The organism is Bradyrhizobium sp. ma5, from assembly GCF_042258955.1.
GTDB lineage: Bacteria > Pseudomonadota > Alphaproteobacteria > Rhizobiales > Xanthobacteraceae > Bradyrhizobium.
In genome coordinates this window covers 8,318,595-8,338,673 of record NZ_CP170156.1, presented here as the reverse complement: position 1 = coordinate 8,338,673, position 20,079 = coordinate 8,318,595, and the positions used below count along the sequence as shown (strand labels likewise).

17 protein-coding genes are annotated in these 20,079 nt (G+C 62.3%); 5 read left to right on the top strand and 12 right to left on the bottom strand.

From position 1 onward, the window contains the following. Nucleotides 1-26: 26 nt before the first annotated feature. The 6 genes from ACE103_RS39425 to ACE103_RS39400 form a co-directional block, all read right to left on the bottom strand. Nucleotides 27-824, bottom strand: coding sequence for a helix-turn-helix transcriptional regulator (locus tag ACE103_RS39425; protein ID WP_375777360.1), 798 nt, complete (start codon nucleotides 822-824; stop codon nucleotides 27-29). A 253-nt stretch (nucleotides 825-1,077) separates the two neighbouring features. Then, complete coding sequence (locus ACE103_RS39420; RefSeq protein ID WP_375777359.1) at nucleotides 1,078-1,440, bottom strand: nuclear transport factor 2 family protein; 363 nt, start codon at nucleotides 1,438-1,440, stop codon at nucleotides 1,078-1,080. Between the two features lie 94 nt (nucleotides 1,441-1,534). Continuing rightward, nucleotides 1,535-1,855 carry a cupredoxin family copper-binding protein gene (locus ACE103_RS39415; RefSeq protein ID WP_375777358.1) on the bottom strand — a complete coding sequence of 107 codons (321 nt, stop codon included), beginning with the start codon at nucleotides 1,853-1,855 and terminating at the stop codon, nucleotides 1,535-1,537. 11 nt (nucleotides 1,856-1,866) lie between these two features. Then, a complete protein-coding gene (locus ACE103_RS39410) occupies nucleotides 1,867-2,388 on the bottom strand; it encodes a DUF4142 domain-containing protein (RefSeq protein ID WP_375777357.1) in 522 nt (173 codons plus the stop codon). Between the two features lie 94 nt (nucleotides 2,389-2,482). After that, nucleotides 2,483-3,172 carry an RNA polymerase sigma factor gene (locus ACE103_RS39405; RefSeq protein ID WP_375777356.1) on the bottom strand — a complete coding sequence of 230 codons (690 nt, stop codon included), beginning with the start codon at nucleotides 3,170-3,172 and terminating at the stop codon, nucleotides 2,483-2,485. 103 nt (nucleotides 3,173-3,275) lie between these two features. Next, nucleotides 3,276-4,223, bottom strand: a complete 948-nt coding sequence (locus tag ACE103_RS39400; RefSeq protein ID WP_375777355.1) for a LysR family transcriptional regulator — start codon at nucleotides 4,221-4,223, stop codon at nucleotides 3,276-3,278. A 67-nt stretch (nucleotides 4,224-4,290) separates the two neighbouring features. Here ACE103_RS39400 and ACE103_RS39395 point away from each other — a divergent pair, with 67 nt between their 5' ends. Together ACE103_RS39395 and ACE103_RS39390 are read left to right on the top strand one after the other, a co-directional pair. After that, the gene (locus tag ACE103_RS39395; protein WP_375777354.1) at nucleotides 4,291-5,355 is read left to right on the top strand and encodes a Rieske 2Fe-2S domain-containing protein; all 1,065 of its coding nucleotides are present in this window, start codon (nucleotides 4,291-4,293) and stop codon (nucleotides 5,353-5,355) included. A gap of 350 nt (nucleotides 5,356-5,705) precedes the next feature. Further along, nucleotides 5,706-6,701, top strand: a complete 996-nt coding sequence (locus ACE103_RS39390; RefSeq protein WP_375781271.1) for an alpha/beta fold hydrolase — start codon at nucleotides 5,706-5,708, stop codon at nucleotides 6,699-6,701. Nucleotides 6,702-6,777: 76 nt separating this feature from the next. Here ACE103_RS39390 and ACE103_RS39385 read toward each other — a convergent pair whose 3' ends face one another. The 3 genes from ACE103_RS39385 to ACE103_RS39375 form a co-directional block, all read right to left on the bottom strand. Beyond that, nucleotides 6,778-7,128, bottom strand: a complete 351-nt coding sequence (locus ACE103_RS39385; protein WP_028339041.1) for a RidA family protein — start codon at nucleotides 7,126-7,128, stop codon at nucleotides 6,778-6,780. A 79-nt stretch (nucleotides 7,129-7,207) separates the two neighbouring features. Beyond that, the gene (locus ACE103_RS39380) at nucleotides 7,208-8,131 is read right to left on the bottom strand and encodes an alpha/beta hydrolase family esterase (RefSeq protein WP_375777353.1); all 924 of its coding nucleotides are present in this window, start codon (nucleotides 8,129-8,131) and stop codon (nucleotides 7,208-7,210) included. 79 nt (nucleotides 8,132-8,210) lie between these two features. After that, complete coding sequence (locus tag ACE103_RS39375) at nucleotides 8,211-9,668, bottom strand: CDGSH iron-sulfur domain-containing protein (RefSeq protein WP_375777352.1); 1,458 nt, start codon at nucleotides 9,666-9,668, stop codon at nucleotides 8,211-8,213. 104 nt (nucleotides 9,669-9,772) lie between these two features. Between ACE103_RS39375 and ACE103_RS39370 the strand changes: the two genes are divergently transcribed. Then, a complete protein-coding gene (locus ACE103_RS39370; RefSeq protein ID WP_342724912.1) occupies nucleotides 9,773-10,120 on the top strand; it encodes a helix-turn-helix domain-containing protein in 348 nt (115 codons plus the stop codon). Between the two features lie 973 nt (nucleotides 10,121-11,093). Here the strand turns inward: ACE103_RS39370 and ACE103_RS39365 are convergent. Together ACE103_RS39365 and ACE103_RS39360 are read right to left on the bottom strand one after the other, a co-directional pair. After that, nucleotides 11,094-14,258 (bottom strand): efflux RND transporter permease subunit, encoded by a 3,165-nt coding sequence (locus tag ACE103_RS39365; RefSeq protein WP_375777351.1) that lies wholly within the window; start codon nucleotides 14,256-14,258, stop codon nucleotides 11,094-11,096. 27 nt (nucleotides 14,259-14,285) lie between these two features. Further along, nucleotides 14,286-15,467, bottom strand: coding sequence for an efflux RND transporter periplasmic adaptor subunit (locus tag ACE103_RS39360; protein WP_375777350.1), 1,182 nt, complete (start codon nucleotides 15,465-15,467; stop codon nucleotides 14,286-14,288). 172 nt (nucleotides 15,468-15,639) lie between these two features. Here ACE103_RS39360 and ACE103_RS39355 point away from each other — a divergent pair, with 172 nt between their 5' ends. Together ACE103_RS39355 and ACE103_RS39350 are read left to right on the top strand one after the other, a co-directional pair. Beyond that, nucleotides 15,640-17,430: an adenylate/guanylate cyclase domain-containing protein gene (locus ACE103_RS39355; protein ID WP_375777349.1), complete on the top strand. Its 1,791-nt coding sequence runs from the start codon at nucleotides 15,640-15,642 to the stop codon at nucleotides 17,428-17,430. A 456-nt stretch (nucleotides 17,431-17,886) separates the two neighbouring features. Next, the gene (locus tag ACE103_RS39350) at nucleotides 17,887-18,240 is read left to right on the top strand and encodes a hypothetical protein (RefSeq protein WP_375777348.1); all 354 of its coding nucleotides are present in this window, start codon (nucleotides 17,887-17,889) and stop codon (nucleotides 18,238-18,240) included. A 111-nt stretch (nucleotides 18,241-18,351) separates the two neighbouring features. Here the strand turns inward: ACE103_RS39350 and ACE103_RS39345 are convergent, their stop codons facing one another. Next, nucleotides 18,352-20,010, bottom strand: a complete 1,659-nt coding sequence (locus tag ACE103_RS39345) for an FAD-binding dehydrogenase (RefSeq protein WP_375777347.1) — start codon at nucleotides 20,008-20,010, stop codon at nucleotides 18,352-18,354. Nucleotides 20,011-20,079 lie beyond the last annotated feature (69 nt).

The window sequence follows — 20,079 nt, the reverse complement described above, 5'->3', positions numbered from 1 at the left end:
AGCGGGAGATGGCCGCTTAAGGTTCCTCAGTTCAGCCGGCGTGCCGATGCCATCAGGCGCAGAGCGATCGCGAACAGCTCGTTCTGCGAGGAGATGCCGAGCTTGTCATAGGCACGCTTGCGATAGGTGAGGGCTGAGTGCAGCCCGATGCCGAGCTCGGCGGCGATCGCTTCCGAGCTGAGGCCCGAGAGGATGCCGAGGCAGACTTCCTTCTCACGGCCGGTCAGTCTGGCGAGCGGTTCGGCAGTCGCAAACAGGCTCTTCAGCCGTGCGATCGGATCGGCGTCGGCTATCGGGTCGCGCTGGAAGTGCCGCGCCACCGCCGCGGTCAACGCGGGCGCGACCGCGGCGAGGCGCGCGATCTGCTCGCGGCTGAAGCGGCCTTGCGCGGTGATCTGGTAGAAATTGACGTAGAAGCAGGTATCGCCGGTCCAGATCGCAGAGGCGAACTTGTCGACTATGTCGGAATCGTCGAAGAAGATTTTGCGGTAGCCGTCGCTGTACATCCGGCGGGCGAAGGTCGGCAGCACGATCGGCACGGCCTGCGCTTGCCCCTCGAACACCGCATCGCGGTTCGGGTCGGCCTGATGGAAATGTTCCGAATAGGCGATGCCGAGATCGCGCCCGGTCGGGATGTTGCCGACGTCGAGCAGGCACGCGGCGGACCGCGGGCCTGTGAACGAGAACACCATGCAGTGACCGACACCGGCGACGCGGCGCAGCGCGCCGATCAGCGCCTGCGGAAAGCCGTCGCGGCCGATCGCCAGCAGCGCCGGCGTGATGTCGCTGATAACAGAAGTCTTGAAGGCGAAATCTGCCTTCATGGCGTCCTCCCTGTGTTTCGGGAAGACTAGCAGCGAGGTGGCCGGCGTGGAAGCGTCGCGGTCCTGGCTATTGGGGTATCCAGCAGCGCGGCTCAATCCCCTCGTCGTTCCGGGGCGACGCGCAGCGTCGAGCCCGGAATCCATCTCACCATAGAGTTCGTAGCCCGATGGATTCCGGGCTCTCGCTTCGCGAGCCCCGGAATGACGTGGTTAGAGGTACGTTCCGCGCCGCGAGGGGCGCGCGACGGCCGCCTCAGGCGCCCGGCACCTGGTCGAGGAAGCCGGTGATGCTCCTGATCCGTCCTTCCTTCAACGTGGCGAAATCAGTGCCCTTGATCGGGCTGTCGACGCCGTCGGGCCCGAGGCCCCAGGAGAAGCGGACATGGTCGCCGAAGCCGTTCGGCTCGCCGATCAGCTTGAAGGTGAAATCCGGAAACTTCTGTTGCACGCCCGCGATCAGCGCGTCGACGCCGTCATGGCCGTCGCCGCTCATCATCGGATCGACATAGCGCGCGTCGGCGGTCCAGTTCTCGCTCAGCATCTCGCGCCGTCGGCTCGGCATCCGCTCGTTCCAGAGCGCGATATAGCGGCGGGCGATGTTGGTATGGTCGGTCATGGTGCTCTCCTTCTGATCTGCCGGACTGTGCGGCTGTCCGGACTATCGAAGGTTCGCGTGCGCCGATCGATTACCTCGCAGGTCATCGCGCAAGCTATGGCGCGATGGTCAGCACCGCCTTCATGTTGGGGTGGAAGCGGCAGTAATAGTCGACGGTCCCGGCCTTGGTCAGAACCGACCTGGCCGTCTTCTTCGGCGCAATCGTCACGTCGAAGTCGCCGTTCTTCGCCGTGGCGGTGTGCGCCAATACGTCCTTGTTGACCCATTCGATGGTGTCGCCGACCTTGGCCGATACCTCGGCCGGCGAGATCACCATATTCTCCATCACGATCTGGATGGTGGCTGCATGCGCCGGGACAGCCATCGCGCCGAGCGCGAACAAAGCGAGCGTTGCGAGATAGCGTCCGGGCGACATCGCGCGTATCCCTACTTCATGCCCGCCGCAACATGTTCGGCATGCTGCTCGTGGCCCTGGAAGATCTTCAAGCCGGTCTGCAGCAGGCTCTTCAGCTCGGGATTGCTGGCCGAGGGGATCAACTGCGTCTCCAGCGCGGTGTTGACGGTCTTGTGGTAGGCGACCTCGTTGTCGATATAGGCCTTGTCGTAGGCTGCGCCCTTCAGCTTGCCGAGTTCGGCGAGCTTGTCGGCCGCCTGCTTCGACAGCGCCTTGCTGGTGTCGTTGTCCTCCGGCGTCACCTTGAGCTTCTTGACGAGGTCGAGCGCCTGCTTGTTCACCGCCTCATGGTCGCGTGCCATGTCTTTGGCGAACGCCTTGACGTCCTTGCTGGATGCTTTGCTCTCCGCCTGCTTGGCGGCGTTGATGTCGATCACACCTGCCGTGTAGGCGATGTGCGCGATCTGCGGATCGGTCAGCTTTGCACCCTGGGCCAGCGCAGCGCCGGTGAGAACGCCGAGCGCGGCGACCGCGATGCTCAATCGAACGAACATGGTTTGACACTCCTGTTGAGCCGGGCGTAGCGCACGGCACGTCGTTGCTTGCACAGGAGTTGGATGGTGCTGATAGCCAGAGGTTCCCAAAAATCTATGCTGTGACGCCGAGCCGTTTCAGGACCGCCTCGGTCAGTCGCTCGCAACGCCGGCCCGCGAAGGGAAAGGCCTCCATCACGATGGGGCCGATCTTCCGCTCGACATTGTCGCGCAGCATGGTCCGGGCGCGGTGCAGGCGGGTCTTCACGGTCTCCGGCTTGAGGCCGAGGATATCAGCGGTCTCCTCGACATTCATGCCCTCGATCACACGGGTGATGAACACGAGGCGGAACGCCTCGGGCAGCTCGTCGATTGCGTGCTCGACGACATGCTGGATTTCGCGCTGGGCCATGGATTTTTCCGGATCGTCCGCTGACGACAGCGGGAACGGGATGATTTGGGCTTCAACGGCGCCTTTCGGCAGCTCGGACCATTCCACGCTTGCGCGCTTGCTGCGCAGGCGGCCGAGCGCCTCGTTCATCGCGATCCGCGACAGCCAGGTCGAGAGGCTGGAGTCGCCCCGGAACTGGTTCAGATGAGTGAAGGCGCGCACATAGGCGTCCTGAACCACATCCTCGGCCTCGTTGTCGTTGCGGAGGATGCCGCGCGCCAGCCGGAACAGCCGGCGATTGTTCGCCTGCATGATGGCACGGATCGCAGCCTCGTCGCGGGCGAGCGCGCGTTGCACGAGCTCGGCATCGCCTGAGCGGATCGGCGGTGGAGACGTTACATGGGCCTGGCGCATGGCGGGCTCGCCCTCACTGTTGGCGGTATATTACCATTGGATGCCAACCGGCCGGACAGGTTCCCAAGAAAATGGCGATCGGCCAAAAAGACCCAGTCAACGGCTACGGCCTGATATAGGCCTCGGGATCACCGCGCGCGTGCGCTTCCATCGCATCGAGGAAGCAGCGAACTTTTGCCGGGACAAATTGCCGCGCCGGCAGCAGCGCATGCACGTTGAGTGGCTCGCAGGCATGGTCCGGCAGCAGCCGTCGCAACTCGCCGGCCGCGACCGCGGCGCGGGTGTAGCTCGCGGTGACCCGCAGCACGCCATGGCCGGCGAGCGCCGCCTGAAGCCGGACATGGGCGTTCGAGCTGGTGAGCCGCGCGCGATCCACGGCGAGATGCTCGACGGCACCGCCCGGCGCGGTGATCGCCCATGGCGGATCGCTGGGGCCGGTCAACAGCGGCAGTTGTCTTAGCTCCTCCAGAGTACGCGGCTCGCCGAACTTTTCCAGCAGCGACGGTGCCGCGAACAGGCCACGCTCGAGGGTGAAGACGCGGCGGATCACGATGCCGGCCGACGGCAGCGGCGCCTCCAGCATCGCGAACACGATGTCGTAGTTCTCGGCGACCGGGTTGACGATGTCGTGCTCGACGTCGATCCGGATCGCGAGCTCCGGATAGCGGCCCATCACAGCGCAGGCGACCGGCCCGGCGTGGTGCGCGCCGAATTCGTAGGGTGCCTTGATGCGCAGGGTGCCCGCAACCGCGCTGGACATCGCGAGCGCCTCGCTGTGGGTGTCGTGCAGCGCGGCGAACAGCGGGCGCACCTTGCGATAGATGGTCTCGCCGGAATCGGTCAGCCGCAGGTGCCGCGTGGTCCGCTCGATCAGCCGCAGCCCGAGATTGGCCTCGAGACGCTGCACCGCAGCACTGAGGCTCGATTTGGGATGTCCGAGCACGCGCGCGGCCGCGGTGAAGCCGCCATGCTCGACAACCTCGCAAAACAGCTCCCAGTCGCGCCACTCCATGTCCGATTGTCCATCCAGCGGTACAGTGTGTCCAGCCAAATCGGATTATCCCGATGACCGGGATCACCTAACCTGATGGCAAGCAACATTGCATTGGGAGGGTGACATGGCCGATGACGGAATTTTCCTGCGCAACGCCTGGTATGTGGCGGCGATGAATCACGAGCTGATCGACGGCAAGAAGCTGGCGCGCACCATCCTGGAGCGGCCGATCGTGATCTATCGCGGCGCCAGCGGCAAGGTGGTCGCGCTCGACGACCGTTGTTGCCATCGCGCCGCGCCACTCTCGATGGGGCGCGTCGAGGGTGACGACATCAGGTGCATGTATCACGGCATGAAGTTCGCGGCCGACGGCAAGTGCATCCAGATCCCCGGCCAGGAGGCGATCCCCGCCAAGCTCGGCGTGCGCAGCTATCCGGTGGTCGAGCGCTACAACATGATCTTCATTTGGACCGGCGATGCCGAGAAGGCCGATCCGAAGCTGATCCTCGACTATCCGCCGCTCGAGGATCCCAAATGGCGCGGCCTGCCGGGCTACATGCACTACAAGGCCAATTGGCTCTTGATCGTCGATAACCTCAGCGACTTCGCGCATCTCGCCTTCGTGCACACCAACACGCTCGGCGGATCCGAAGAGTACGCCTACAAGACCAAGCCGGTGGCTATCGAGAAGCTGGACGACGGTTTCCGCGTCGAGCGCTGGCACATGGGCGCCGATGCGCCGCCCTACCACAAGAAGGTGATTTCCAACCGCGACGACCAGGTCGATCGTCGCAACATCGGCCGCATGATCGTGCCTGGTATCTTCACCCTCGACACCACGTTTGCGCCGGCGGGGCAGGGCGCGGAGAAGGGCGTTCAGGTTCCGGGCACGCGGTCGTATCGCAATGCGCAGTTCATGACGCCGGAGACGCGCTCGTCCACGCATTTCTTCTGGAATTATCTGCACGATTTCGACACCGACAATCCGAACATTGCGCTGTCGCTGCGGCATTCCCTCGAGGAGGCCTTCAACGAGGACAAGGATTTCATCGAAGCGCAGCAGAAGGTGCTCGACGTCGATCCGGACTACCAGCTGCTTGCGATCGGCGCGGATGCGCCGCTGACCTATTTCCGCTGGCTGTTCGCGCGCAAGCTCGATGCGGAGAAAGGCGCGGCGCGCGCCGCATAGCCGCTGAAGCGATGGTGTCCCCGCTTGGCTGCAATGCGTGCCGGGATCGCGAAATCGTGACGTCCCGGCGTGGCTGCCGTCCCAGCGGGTTTGGCGTAGAGTGACCAACGTGAATTCGTCGGTTCTTGATCAGGATCAAGGCTTCGATCCGTGCCGGTCGGACTATTCCGGTGGCGATCAATCGGTGAATGAGCTTGCACGAAAAGGCGGACCCATCGGAACGAAGTGCCAGCGCCGACTGGGTGCAGCACGCTTGGCTATGGCCGTTTGAAGCTACGCGATTGGCGCTCGATATCTACTCGCAGTGGTACCCCAGTCGCGCGCCCGAACCGACAGATGCGGCGGACGAAGTGGCGGCGCTGCCCTGGACGACGGCCAATTCGGTGGCGCTGCAACTGCCGTCGATGCGTCTGCTGGACTTCTCGAGAGCTGGCGAAGGCCAGCCGCTGCTGGTGTGCGCGCCCTACGCGTTGCATCGCGCGAAGATAGCGGACCTTGCACCGCGCCACAGCTTGATGGAGGCGTTGCAGGCGGCGGGTATTGCACGTCTCTATCTCACGGACTGGCTCTCGGCGGCACCGGAGATGCGATATTTCTCGATTGACACCTATCTGTCCGACCTCAACGTGGCCGTCGACACGATCGGGCCGCCCGTCGACCTTGCAGGTCTCTGTCAGGGCGGCTGGCTGTCGCTGCTCTATGCCGCGCGCTTTCCTGGCAAGGTGCGGCGGCTCGTGCTGGCGGGCAGCCCGGTCGACGTCTCTGTGCCGTCAGAGCTTTCGAGGATGGTCGCATCGCTTCCGCAGCAAGGTTTTGAGGCGCTGGTGCGCCAGGGGAACGGAATCGTCAGCGGCAAGCAGATGCTGCAGGTATGGAGCGCCCCGCTCAGCACGCTTGACGTGGAATCGGCGCTGCAGCGGCGGATCGACGGCAAGTCGGACGATGGACAGGGCCTGCTCGATCGCTTCATGCGCTGGAACAGCGAGACGCTTGATTTGCCGGGCTCCTACTATCTCGAAGTGACCGACTGGATCTTTCGCCAAAACCGGATCGCGGCCGGAGACTTTGTCGCGCTTGGCAGCAAGGTTGATCTTGCCACGGTGAAGCTGCCCGTCTTCCTGCTCGCTGCGGAGAACGACATCGTTGTTCCGGCCGATCAGGCATTTGCGACATTGCGGCTCCTAGGTACGCCGCCCGCGTGGCTGCAATGCGACACCGAGCCGTGCAGTCACCTCGGGCTGTTCATGGGTTGCAAGGCTCTCGCCGGTCCGTGGCGCCGGATTGCCCGCTGGCTTCAGTCCGATCTCGATGAGGCCGCGGGCGAGCGAGCGCGGATCCGCGCGTGAGTGCAAAATGAAAATGCCCCGAATTGCGCTTTGCAATCCGGGGCATCCCGTATCCCTGCGATGACGTGCGTCGCGTCTATTTCGCCGCGACGACCATGATCTCGACATTGTACTGCGGCGCCGCGAGCTTGGCTTCGACGGTGGCGCGGGCCGGGGTGTTACCCTCCGAGACCCAGCCGTCCCACACCGCGTTCATCTCCGGGAACGTCTTCATGTCGGTGATGTAGATGGTCGCGCTGAGCAACTTCGATTTGTCGGTGCCGGCCTTGGCGAGGTGGCCGTCGATGATCGACAGGATGTCCTTGGTCTGGTCGGTGACGCTGCCGCCCGCGGCCTTGCCGGCGACGACGCCGGCGAGATAGACGGTGTTGCCGTGCACGACGGCCTGGCTCATGCGCGGGCCGGTTTCGAAACGCTGAATGCTCATTTGGGTCTCCACTTGAATGGCGGGCATGTCTACCCCGATGCGGGGCTTGCCGCCACTACGCATTTTGCAACCGCGCATCTCACGGAAATCGCGCGAAGAACGCCCAAATCGTGTCGGCGCCGTCGATGTCGCCGTTTTGGGGGCCGAGGAGCGACGCCGCCAGTTTCGTAAAATGCGCGTCGGGGAAGTGGCCGGGCATGCGATGACCGCCGCCATTCACGCGGTATAGCACCACGTCACGTCCCTGCGGGCAGGCCGAGTCGATCCGCGTGACGGTCGATTGATCGGACGGGTTGCGGTCGGGCAGATCGGTGGCTGCGGCGTCTTTGGCCTCGCAGCCGTCGATGCGTCGCCAGAATTCCAGGGTGCGCTCGGTCGACCAGAACCCGTCGGCTGCAAAATAGCTGCTGCCGCGGCCGCCTTGATAGGGGATCAGCGGGTCGACGGTGCCGTTCATCAGGAGCATCGGCACCGGACGCGCGGGCCGGCAGGCCCCGGCTGACTCATCGGTCAGGTTCATGACGACGCTGGCCGCCGCGGCGAACAGGTCGGCGCGCTCGCAGGCGAGCGTCATGGCCATCGCGCCGCCGTTGGAGATGCCAGTGACATAGATGCGCTTCGGATCGGCGGTGCCGTCGTCGACGAGCTTTGCGATCAACTGGGTGATGAAGGCGACGTCGTCGGTGCCTTCCGGCGGCGAATTGCCGGCGCGGCGCGTGTCCGGCCGCGAGTCGGCCCAGGCGCGGTTCAATCCGTCGGGATAGACTGCTGCAAAGCCGTCGCGCCTTGCGATCAACGGCCACGACGTCCGCGTGATCATGTCGGCACTGCTCTGGGTCTTGCCGTGCAGCACGATCACGAGCGACGCTGGCTTGGCGGCCGGAGGCTGCAGCGTGAAGGTTCGCGTCGTGCCGTTGACGACGAGCGAATCCGCAGCCGCCGGCCCACTGCTCAACGCGAGTGCGCCGGCCAGTACCAGCAAGCCGATTGGATATTGTCGCATCGCCAAAGAAACCCGCCTTATTGCGGCGATTGCAGCACGCCGGCGAGGCGGGTTCAACCGGTCTGTCCGGAGCGTGGCTTCACGATCCGGTCGGTGCGTCCCGCGCATCGGCCCAGCGGGCGAACAGCGCCACCCGTTCGGCCGGCCAGGCGCCGTCGCACGGCATGGTGCCGGCCTCCAGCCGAGCCAGGATCTGCCGGCAGTGCTGGGCGACGTCCGCCTCCTTCCAGAGATCGAAGGCGAACAGCATCGAGTTGCGGTCCATCGGCCGGAACAGCGGCCGGATGTGCTGCTCGAATTGCACGGCCTCGTCGGGGCCGGGCAGCGCGACGCCGAGCTCGTTCTCAGCCTGTGCGTCACCTGCGCTAGCCGACGGCCGCGCGGCGGGCGTTGCGTTGCAGACCCACCACCAGCGCGGCACCGGCATGTTCGGCGGCGGTTTGGCGCCGGCGCCGGAATTCTCCACCGCGATTCGCGAGCCCCATTCGATATAGGCGACGAAGGCGGCGCGGAATTCCGGATCGGACGGCAGTCCGGCATCGTCGGCGCTCTGCACCATGTAGGTGGCCCATAGCGCGCGCTGCTCCGGCCTGATCTCCTTGCCGATGTGCTGCGACACCATCCGCCGATAGCCGCCATAGCGTTCGGTGTAAAACCGAGGTCCGCCGAACACCTCGCTGAGCCACGCCGCCACCCGTTCCGGATGGTCCGGCGACATCTCGGCGAACAGCGGGGAGAGCAACGGATCTTCCGGCACGTAGCGGCTGTAGAAGATGCGCGTCATGTCGAGCAGCGCGGGGTAGCCGCCGGCCCATTCGAACAGCGTCGGCTCGCGCATCGGATCCGGCACGGGATCGTGAAATGCGACGTTCCAGTGCATGCCGCTGCAGAACGGCTTGTTCAGCGACGAGCCGCAGCGGCACAGGCTGACATGCTCCTGTGATGCACCCGCGTTGCGCTCGACAGGCGCGCCATCCTCGTCGACCAGTTCGACCTGGCCGGTGACGCGATAGGGACCGTCCTTCGACACTTCGATCTGCGGCGGCCGGTCGAGGTCGGACAGGTTGGCGTCCCGCGCGGGGCCGATGCCGATGCCGAGCGCGCCCGATGGGCATCGGCGCACCGCATTGATGAGGTCGTCGAGGCGCGCGCCGCTCGGCGCGACGAACGGCTCCTCGCCGAGACGGAACACCGCGTTGAGCCGGTCGGTGCAGAAGCCGGAATGCGCGCAGGTGCCGCGATTGTCGAACACGTAGGCCTGCTGCCCCGCATAGGCGTCGAGCTTGTCCGGCACGCGCCGTGGATCCCTGGCGTCGGTGAAGCCGCGCGCAACGTGGCTGTCGTCGCAGAACGGCTTGGTCTGCGATTGTCCGCAGCGGCAGAGCCGCACCGGGGCCTCGGCGGCGACCGGCACGCCAAGATGATCGACGATCGGGATGCCGGGCTCGGGCTCATAAGGCCCGTTGCGTCTGACGATGATGCGCTTGCGCGGATGTTGCTGGTCGCTCGGACCTTGGGCGGAACTGTTCTCTGTCATGCCTTGCATCGATCCCTGAACTCGCCCAACCCGTGCAAAGCGTGCTTAAATGCATCGACGGCGGCTCTCAACGAACCAGATGGAAAGTGCCGCGGGAGATTGCGATGATCCGCAAGACCAAGCGCAAATATGGTTGCCCGGTCGAGTTCTCGATCGATCAGCTCAGCGGCAAATGGAAGACCGTGATCCTGAGCCGGCTGAAGCTCCGGCCGATGCGCTACGGCGAATTGCGCCACGACATCCCGCAGCTCAGCGACAAGGTGTTGACCGAGCGCCTGCGCGATCTCTGCAATTCAGGCTTCGTCAAGCAGGAGCGTGGCGGCGGCTCCTCACGCTATTGCCTGACCAAGCGCGGCGAGATGCTGAAGCCGATGCTTCAGGCGCTCTACGACTGGGGCGAAGCCAACGCCGACACGTTCGGCGTCCGCTTTCTCAGTGCGGAGGCGGACTAGTCCCGCTTGCGGAAGCATGGATTGCTTCGTCGCGAGCTCCTCGCAACGACGGACCGGCATATCGTCAAGGCCTCTCAGGATGAGCGACCAGATCTATGACGCAGTAAGATTAGGGTGCGTACCCATAAATCCGGTACGAGCATGCGGAAATGGTGGGGTCCGGATTGCCCTCAGCAGCAGACGCCACCGACGCCTAAGTGAATGTCCGGCACGGGCCACAAGCCGGCTCGTGCACCGCAACAGAAAATCGGGCGCTATCGACTGATGACACTGACAACAACGGACGCCCTATCGGCATCCACGCCGAACGTGCGCTTCGGTCGACGTTCCGGTCCCAACCTGAGGCGCCGGAGGGCTATCGAACCCGCTCGATCTTTGCCGCAAGGTCGGGATAGCGGCTGACCCTGTAAGTCGCGTTTTCGCATGTCAGGATCCAGACGTCATGATCTGGCTTTGATCGCTTTGCGTCCCGGACTGCGTGCCGGGGTTTGTCGCACGCGATTCCCTGGCTGCGTATCTGAGCTGCCAGCATGCCCTTGACTGTCTCGGCATTCGCCCTTGCGATAAGCTCTGAACGCCCAGATAGAATGATAGAGAGCAACAAAAGAAGGAAAATCGCAACATGGCGAGGCGCGCTCATGATTCACTCCGGTGCAACAACGCTGCGCTGTCGAGGGTTTCACGCATGCTAAGGAACCATTGGATGCCGCACTATGCACATTTAGCAAAAGGGAAGCGCTTTGTCGGTTAAGCCTTCAATGACGCAATCCAAGCCGGGCAAAGAGATTAGGGCCGTGGCTGTGCTGCGCATGACATACTAGGCCGGCAATGAGGCGCAATCAATCGACCCGGGTCCTGGTTCTTGGCGGCTGCAACTGGGGCCTGCGCTGTAGCGCGGCAAGCGAACAACGAGAAAGATTGGAAACCTTCTTCGAACGTCAGGCCGCCCTTGTGTCGTCTTGCTTGCAACAAGCTATTCTGCAGGCGAAGCCGTGATAGCGGAAACCGTCGATTGTTTACCTCGTCGGCGTTCCTCAAGACGCTGCATGACAACGAAGAATGAGGGAACGAACAGCACGGCGAGGCAGGTGGACGCGACCATGCCACTGAAGGTGGATATACCGAGCGATCGACGAGCATTGGCACCGGCGCCTGTAGCCGTCACCAATGGTAAGACACCAAGCAGGAATGCAAACGACGTCATGAGGATTGGGCGAAAGCGCGTCCGTGCCGCTTCAACGGCGGCTTCAAGCAGTTCCTGTCCAGCGGCTCGCCGTTCGCGCGCGACCTCGACGATCAGGATCGCGTTCTTGGCCGATAGCGCGATCAGCAGCATGAGGCCGATCTGGACATAAAGATTGTTTGCAACACCAAGCGCCGTGAGCGCGCCGACTGGTCCAAGCAGAGAGAGTGGCACCGCCAGTAATACGGCCAATGGCAACAACCAGCTTTCGTACTGTCCGGCAAGGCAGAGATAGACCAGCAGCAGTGAGAGCGCGAAGGCCATGTAAAGCTGATTGCCGACCGCATGCTCCTGATAGGACATGCCGTTCCACGCGAAATCGGTGCGGGGCGGCAGTGTGCGCCTTGCGACCTCCTCCATCACGTCCATTGCCTCGCCTGAGCTGAAGCCCGGTGCCTCAGCCCCCGAAATGGTCGCAGTCAGATAAAGATTGAACAGGCTGATCAGCGAGGGGCCGACAGCCGGACGGATCTGCGCCAATGATCCGATCGGTATGGTGCTGCCATCGGCGGTCTTGACATTGAGCTTGAGAAGATCGTCCGGATGCAGGCGATAAGGCGAGTCTGCCTGGACGTAGACTTGAAGCGTGAGACCAAACTTGTTGAATTGGTTGACGTAGGTCGAGCCGAGGTATGATGACAACGCGGCAAAGACGCTGCCGACGGAGACCCCAAGCGTCTCCGCCTTGGTGCGATCGATGACGACTTCAAGCTGTGGCGAGTCCGTTCGGAACGACGTCACTGCTCGCTCGATCGTCGATTGCGATTCGGCGGCGTCTATCACGGCGTTCGCCGAAGAGAGCATCTTCTTGTAGTCAAATGTGCCATCGCGCTGCAGCAACTGCATCGAAAAGCCGCCGGCATTGCCGACGCCCTGAATCGGTGGTGGCACCAGCACAAAACCTCTACCATCCGTGAGCTCAGAAAGTCGGCCCTGGATGCCGCGCATGATGGATCTGAGATCCTGGTCTTTGGCCTGGCCTCGCTCGCTCCAAGGCTTGAAGGTCACATAGGCGATGCCGGCGTTCGCCAAGGTCGCATTATTGTCGAGAACGGAAAGGCCGGAAATGGCGAGCGAGTCCGCGACGCCGGGCTGCTGCCTGGCGATCTCCGCGGCCTGCGTCAGGGCTGCCTGCGTGCGTTCCGATGAGGCGCCATCAGGAAGCTGAACCACGACCAGCCCGTATCCCTGGTCTTCGTTCGGAATAAACGCAGTCGGCAATTGCGTGAGGCCGAAAACACCCCCGGCGATCAGTCCAAGCGCGATCACCACCATAAGGCCACTCAAATGCACCATTCTACCGACCAGCCACGTGTAGCCCCCTTCCAACCGGTCATAGACAGAGTTGAAGCCACGGAAGAAAAAATTTCGCTGATCCGGGGGCACCGGTTCTCGGAGCAGCAAAGCACATTGTGTCGGGCTCAGCGTTGTCGCCAGGATCGCGCTCAGCAGGGCGGTGGCCGCAATCACCAGTGCGAATTGGGCGAACATGCGTCCTGTGAGCCCTGGCAGCAACGACGCCGGAATAAACACGGCCATCAGCACGAGGGTGATGCCGACAATAGGACCAAACAACTCGCTCATTGCCTTGACGGCGGCCTCGCGTCCGGGCAAGCCCGCCTCGATTTCGCGCGATACGCTCTCGACGACGACAATCGCATCATCGACCACGATGCCGATCGCAAGCACGATGCCGAACAATGTCGAGAGGTTGATCGAGAAGCCCAATGCGGCCATCGCCGCAAAGGCTCCGATGATAGTGACCGGGATCGTTGTGGCAGGCACAAGCGAAGCGCGCCAGTTCTGCAGGAACATCAGGATGACGATCAACACCAGGATGCCGGCTTCGAACAGCGTCTTGTAGACCTCATTGATTGACGTCTCGACAAACGTCGTTGTGTCGAAGGGGATCGTATAGGACAAGCCGGTCGGGAAGTCGTGCGACAAGGCCTCCATCTTGTTCTTGACGAGTTTTGCGACCTCCAGGGCATTCGCCGAGGGCGTCAGATAGATGGCAATGCCGGCGCCGGGCTTTCCGTCCAGACGGAAGCTCTGGGAATAAGTCTGTGCCCCAAGCTCGACGCGAGCCACGTCCTTGAGGCGCACGAGGCGGCCGCCGTCCGCCGTAGCGGCGCGCACGACCACGTTGTCAAACTGCGCGGGATCGGAAAGTCGCCCCTGGATGTTGACGGTGTACTGAAAGTCCTGAGTAGGAGGCGTTGGCGGTATCCCGATTTGTCCCGCCGTTGCCTGCTGGCTTTGTTGGCTGACGACGCTGATGATGTCCTGAGGAATGAGGCCGAACGCGTACATCTTCTGCGGGTCCATCCAGATCCGCATCGCGTATTCGCCCGTGCCGAAAACGTTGACGTTGCCAACGCCCGGCAGCCGCGCCAATTCGTTCACCAGATTGATCGTGGCGTAGTTGCTCATGAAGAGGCTGTCGAAACGACTGTCCGGCGAGCTCAACGTGACGATTTGGAGAATCGCGGTGGACTTCTTCTGCACCGTCACGCCTTGCGCCTGCACCTGAGTAGGAAGCGAGGCCAGCGCGGCTGAGACGCGATTTTGCACCAGCACCTGCGCGAAGTTCAGATCGGTACCGATCGCGAACGTGACAATCAAGGTATAGGTGCCGTCGCTGGCGCTGGTGGACTGCATATATAGCGCGCCTTCAACGCCGTTGACCTGGTTTTCGATCGGCAGCGCTACGCTATCGATGACAGTCTGGGCGCTCGCGCCCGGATAGCGGGTGGTGACCTGTACCGTCGGCGGCACGATGTCGGGATACTGCGCGACTGGAAGTTTGAAAACCGAGACCGCGCCGATCAAAACCAGCACGATTGCCACGACATTTGCGAGGACCGGGTGCTCAATGAAATACTTTGAAAACATGGCCGTCCCCTTTCGGGTGCCGTGTGTCTACTTGGACTTATCGGTGCCGCCTGCTGCGCTCGCGATCGAAATCGGCCGGGTATTGACCTTCCGGCCCGGGATTGCGCGGTCCAATCCGGTGATCACGACCTTGTCGTCCGGCTTCAGTCCCGCGGTGATGACACGCAATTGGCCATCGAGTTCGCCAAGCTGCACAGCCCTCTGCTCAACCTCGTCGTTGGCACCTACGACGAGCAGGTAGCGGCCTTCCTGATTCTGTTGCAGGATTCTGTCGGGGACCAGCAACGCGTCCGGCTTGGGTGGGCCCATTGGAACGCGAAGCCGAACGAACATGCCGGGGAGCAGTGCGTGGTTCTTATTCTCAAATACGCCACGCACGAGAATTGTTGCCGTCTGCGGGTCTATGTTCGGGGATACGTAGTTGATCGTGCCTCGATGGGGGAAACCTTCCTCGTCCATCAGGCCAACGTCGATCGGAATCTGCTGAAGCTCAGCCAGTGTGAGACGACCGTTCTCGCGAACCTTCATCAGAGTTTGATCGCTGACATTGAAGGTCACGTAGATCGGATCAAGCTGCACGATACTGGCTAGGTTGGTGTGCCCCGCGACGCCTACGAGTTCGCCAAGCGACACCAAATGACGTGTGACGGTTCCATCGAATGGTGCCTCGACGCGAGTGTACGAAAGATTGATTTGAGCAGTTTGCAGATTGGCATCTGCCGATTCGACATTTGCCTTGTCGGTATCCCTGTTCGCGCGAGCCTTGTCCAGATTTGCCTGCGTATTGACACCCTCTTTGGACAGAGTGTCCTGGCGTTCAAATTCTGCCTGTGTCTGCACCAGCCCAGCCTTGGCGCCGTCGAGGGCCGCTTTGGTTGCACTCAGCTGCGCTTGATAGGGTGCCGGTTCTATTTCGAACAGGATCTCGCCAGCTTTCGCGGTTGCGCCGTCGACATAGTTGATGGACTTCAAATAGCCATTCACGCGAGCGACCAGATCGACAGAAGCAAAGGCCGTCATGGTTCCTGTGTGCTCAAGATAGGGCGTTACGGCCCTTTGCATGGGCGCAGCGACGCCGACATTGGCCGGTGCCGGAAGAACCAGCTTGTTCTTCGCCTCGTTGCATCCGCTGAGCAGGCCGAGCGCAAGCGTCAGCACGGCTGCGGGTTGCCAAGTCGGGTGGTCCAAGTGGGCCGGCTTCTGGATCATCGCCGCATTCCCAGCGCTGCTGGACTGAAAGCGCAAAACCATCGTTCGAGGAGAATTACCTGCTGCAGCACGCGCTTGGACGCGAGGTTGGTGTTGATCTAAATCAAGCCGGGCCCAGCCGGGCATCCCATTTGATCTGTCGCATACTGGCATCCTGGGTTAGCATGGTGTCATGGTGCAGGAGCGGCCGGTCCGGTTCGAGCGCAGGTTGGCGGCTATATTGGCCGCCGACGTGGCTGGCTATTCGCGGCTCATGCATCGTGACGAAGAGGATACACACACTCGACTGACTTCGCTTCTAACGAAGGCTGTCCAACCGGCAATCGCCGAACACGGCGGCCGCATCGTCAAGAACACCGGGGATGGGTTCTTGGCAGAGTTCCCGAGCGCGGTTGAAGCAGTTCGAGCTGCGATACTGTTCCAGACCAGCGTCAAGGAACTTACGCTCGGTGATGTGGAAGATAGGCGCATTGCTTTCCGCGCGGGCATCAATGTCGGCGACGTAATTGTCGAGCCCCATGACATTTTTGGCGATGGAGTGAATATCGCGGCGCGGCTTGAGAGCATCGCAGAGCCCGGCGGTATATGCATCTCGTCTTCTGCCTACGACCATGTGCGGGGCAAGGTTCGCGTCGAATTCGCCGATATGGGCGAGAAGAGCCTCAAAAATATATCTCACCCAGTGCGGGCCTATGCCATCGTCTGGGCAGAGCCTAGCTTGGGCTCAAACGCCATAGGCGCTTGGCAGACCGCCCTTTCGGCGCCTCATCTTTCAATAGTGGTACTACCTTTCACCAATCTTGCCGATGATCCGCGCCAAGAGTACTTCGTCGACGGCGTGACCGAGAGCCTGACGACTGATTTGTCAAGAATCAGCGGCTCATTCGTTATAGGCCGGCATACCGCATTCACTTACAAGGGAAAGCCGATCGATCTCAAGCAAATAGGCCGCGAATTGAATGTCCGTTACGTCATTCAAGGCTCAGTGCAGCAAAGTGGCGCGCGGCTTCGTGTGAACGTGCAGTTGATCAGTACTCAGGACGGCAACCATCTTTGGGCCGAGCGTTTCGAAAAGCCAGTAGCCGATCTCTTCGATATGCAGGACGAGATCGTAACACGACTCGCCTACACATTAGGTGCCCAACTCGTTGTCGCTGAGGCACGACGAGCGGAGCGATCACTCCATCCGGATGCAATGGACCTGACCTTTCAGGGGCAGGCTTGCTCCTACGAGGGAAGCAACCCTGAACATCTGGCTCGGGCGCGCAATTTTTTCGAACGCGCCTTAGCTATCGACAGTCGAGGTGTCGGAGCGCTGGTTGGCGTAGCAACCGTCGATCTAATGATAGGGGCCACCCTTCTTACTGACGACCGAACCGTGCACTTTTCAGCAGCCGAAGCAAACGTGATGAAAGCGCTCTCATTGGCTCCTGACCATGCAGCTGCTCACTTCGTCTTTGGTAGCATTTGCATCTTTACAAACCGTGCCGCCGAAGGGATCGCTGAATGCGAGCACGCATTACTGCTCGATCGCAATTTAGCCGCCGCTCATAGCGCTATCGGTTTGGCCAAATTTTTTCTGGGTCAGTCTGCTGAGACCGAAGGCCATATACTCGAGGCTCTCCGACTCTCTCCTCGTGATTTGAGAGCCTATCAGTGGATGCATTTTGTCGCCGCATCCAAGCTGCAACTCGGCGCCGATGCCGAAGCCGTTGCCTGGTTAAGACGGAGCATTGAAGCGAACCGCAATTTTCCCCCCTCTTATTTTACGTTGGCTGCTGCCTTGGGCTTACTCGGCGCGACAGATGAGGCGCGAGCCGCCGTAAAGACCGCGCTCGCCCTCAACCCCGGCTATACCATCCGCCGAGTGCGCGCCTACAAATTCAGCGACAATCCGTCCTACATCGCTGGGCGGGAGCGATTTTGCGATGGTTTGCGTTTGGCTGGTGTGCCCGAGGGCTAATGTCGGCTTCGGGTCCGCAACGCGACCAACGCGGCCCGCCTAACCCGGGTCTGCTCACTCACGAAAGCGGACGCTCTTGTGCGGAAGGTGGGGCGGGCGCGTCCTTCAGAACTCGAACATAGCCGACGAGGTCGGTTGTGCGTTCGGCGCAGCATGTAGGCACCATCCGCGCGGGCTCAGGCCTTACGCGACAGTGTTGAGGAGAGGAGCTTTGCGCAATTTCGGAATGTTAGAAGTGTGCCCCTGAGTTGCCCGACGTGTCAAGTTGCTGGTCGAACGCAGCCACCGCCGGCTACTTTGCATGGGGTTGTTTTCGATATTTTGGCAGCGCCCCTATCGACGGTTCCGTAACTTCCGCTGGGAACTGGTTTGGAGAGCGGATTCCGGCCGGAACCATCAGCGAGGAAAGCTCGTTGTCGCGGGATGTGTTGGGGGCAATCAGCACAAGGAATGCTCATGCGCATCTCTACGGCATCCGTCATCGCTGCCGCGCTCTTGCTTGGAACTCCTGTCTGGGCGCAAACGCAGGGAACGCAACCGAACGCACCGCCGCAGGCTCAGTCTGACCAACCCGGCACGATCAAGACTATACAGGTCGTGGACGTCAAGGAACTGAAGCCCGAAGTCCGCTCGAGGGTCGAGGCTGTCATCGCAAAGGCAAGCGAGGACGACCTGAAGAACCTGCGCGGTTCCATCGACGCGTCCCAGGAAGCGACATCCGTGCTCAAGGCGAAGGGACTGAGCTCGGCACAGGTCGTCGCGGTCAATCTCAGCAACGGCATTCTCACGCTCTTCACCAAGGTGGCGTGAGCGCCAACATCGCTCAAGAAATTCGGACTCACTGATGAGAACCCGCCGGTTCAAACCCGGCGGGCTCTTTCATTTTCCTTTCGCCGTCTCCTCCGTGACGAGGGGCGTGCCCTAACCCACCGCCTTCGCCGCAGCTCGTCCCGCGTTGCGCCCCGAGAACAGGCAGCCGCCGAGGAACGTGCCTTCCAGCGAGCGATAGCCGTGCACGCCGCCGCCGCCGAAGCCGGCGGCTTCGCCGGCCGCATAGAGCCCGCGGATGATCTGGTGGTCGTTGCCGAACACGCGCGAATCCAGGTCGGTCTCGAAACCGCCGAGAGTCTTGCGGGTCAGGATGTTGAGCTTCACCGCGATCAGCGGGCCGTGTTCGGGGTCGAGGATGCGGTGCGGCTTGGCGGTGCGGATCAGCCGGTCGCCGATATAGCGCCGCGCATTGTGCAGGTTCATCACCTGCGCATCCTTGACATAGGGATTGGTGATCTCGCGGTCGCGCGCCTCGATCTGGGTCTTGATCGCGTCGAGGCTCAAGAGATCATTGCCGACGAGCTTGTTCATGGCGCCGACGAGCTCAGTGAGATTGTCGCGCACGATGAAGTCGGCGCCGTGCTGCTTGAAGGCCTCGACCGGCGCCGGCGCGCCCTTGTTGGTGGCGCGCTTGATCGTCATGCGCCAGCTCTTTCCGGTGAGGTCGGGGTTCTGCTCGGAGCCCGACAGCGCGAACTCCTTCTTGATGATGCTCTGGGTCAGGATGAACCACGAATAGTCGTAGCCGGTGCCCATGATGTAGTGCAGTTGCCCGAGCGTGTCGGAGCCCGGGAACAGCGGCGCCGGCAGCCGCTTGCCCGTGGCGTCGAACCACAGCGACGACGGTCCCGGCAGGATCCGGATGCCATGGCGCGGCCAGATCGGGTTCCAGTTCTGGATGCCCTCGACATAGTGCCACATCCGGTCGCGGTTGATCAGCCGTCCGCCTGCTTGCTCGGTGATGCCGATCATGCGGCCGTCGACATGTTCGGGCACGCCGGAGATCATGAACTTCGGCGGCTCGCCGAGCCGTTTCGGCCAGTTCTGCCGCACCAGATCATGATTGCCGCCGATGCCGCCGGAGGCGACGATCACCGCCTGCGCGCGCAGCGAAAAATCACCGACGACGTTGCGCGAGGAGCTCTTGCCGCGTTCGACGTCTGACGGTTCTAGGATCGCGCCGCTCACGCCATCGACTGTGCCGTTGCTGATGCTGAGTGCATCGACGCGATGGCGGAACTTGAACACCAATTGTCCGTTCCTGGCGGCCTCGCGCGCGCGACGCTCGAACGGCTCGACGATGCCGGGGCCGGTGCCCCAGGTGACATGGAAGCGTGGCACCGAATTGCCGTGGCCCATGGCGTCGTAACCGCCGCGCTCGGCCCAGCCGACCACCGGGAAGATGCGATGGCCCATCGCGCGCAGCCAGTCACGCTTCTCGCCCGCCGCGAACGCGACATAGGCTTCGGCCCATTTGCGCGGCCAGTGATCCTCCTCGCGATCGAAACCCGCAGTGCCCATCCAGTCCTGCAGCGCGAGTTCGGCGGAATCCTTGATGCCGAGCCGGCGTTGTTCCGGCGAATCGACCAGGAACAATCCGCCGAACGACCAGAAGGCCTGGCCGCCGATGCTTTGTTCCCTTTCCTGGTCGAGTACGATGACGCGCTTGCCGGCGTCGGCGATCTCGGTTGCGGCGACCAGACCGGCAAGTCCGGCGCCGATCACGATCACATCTGCATCGTCAGCCATTTTGGTTTCCCCCGTCCCGCCGGGATTCAAGACCGCGTCGCTGTGCGTGGTCAACGTCAAATGGACCTT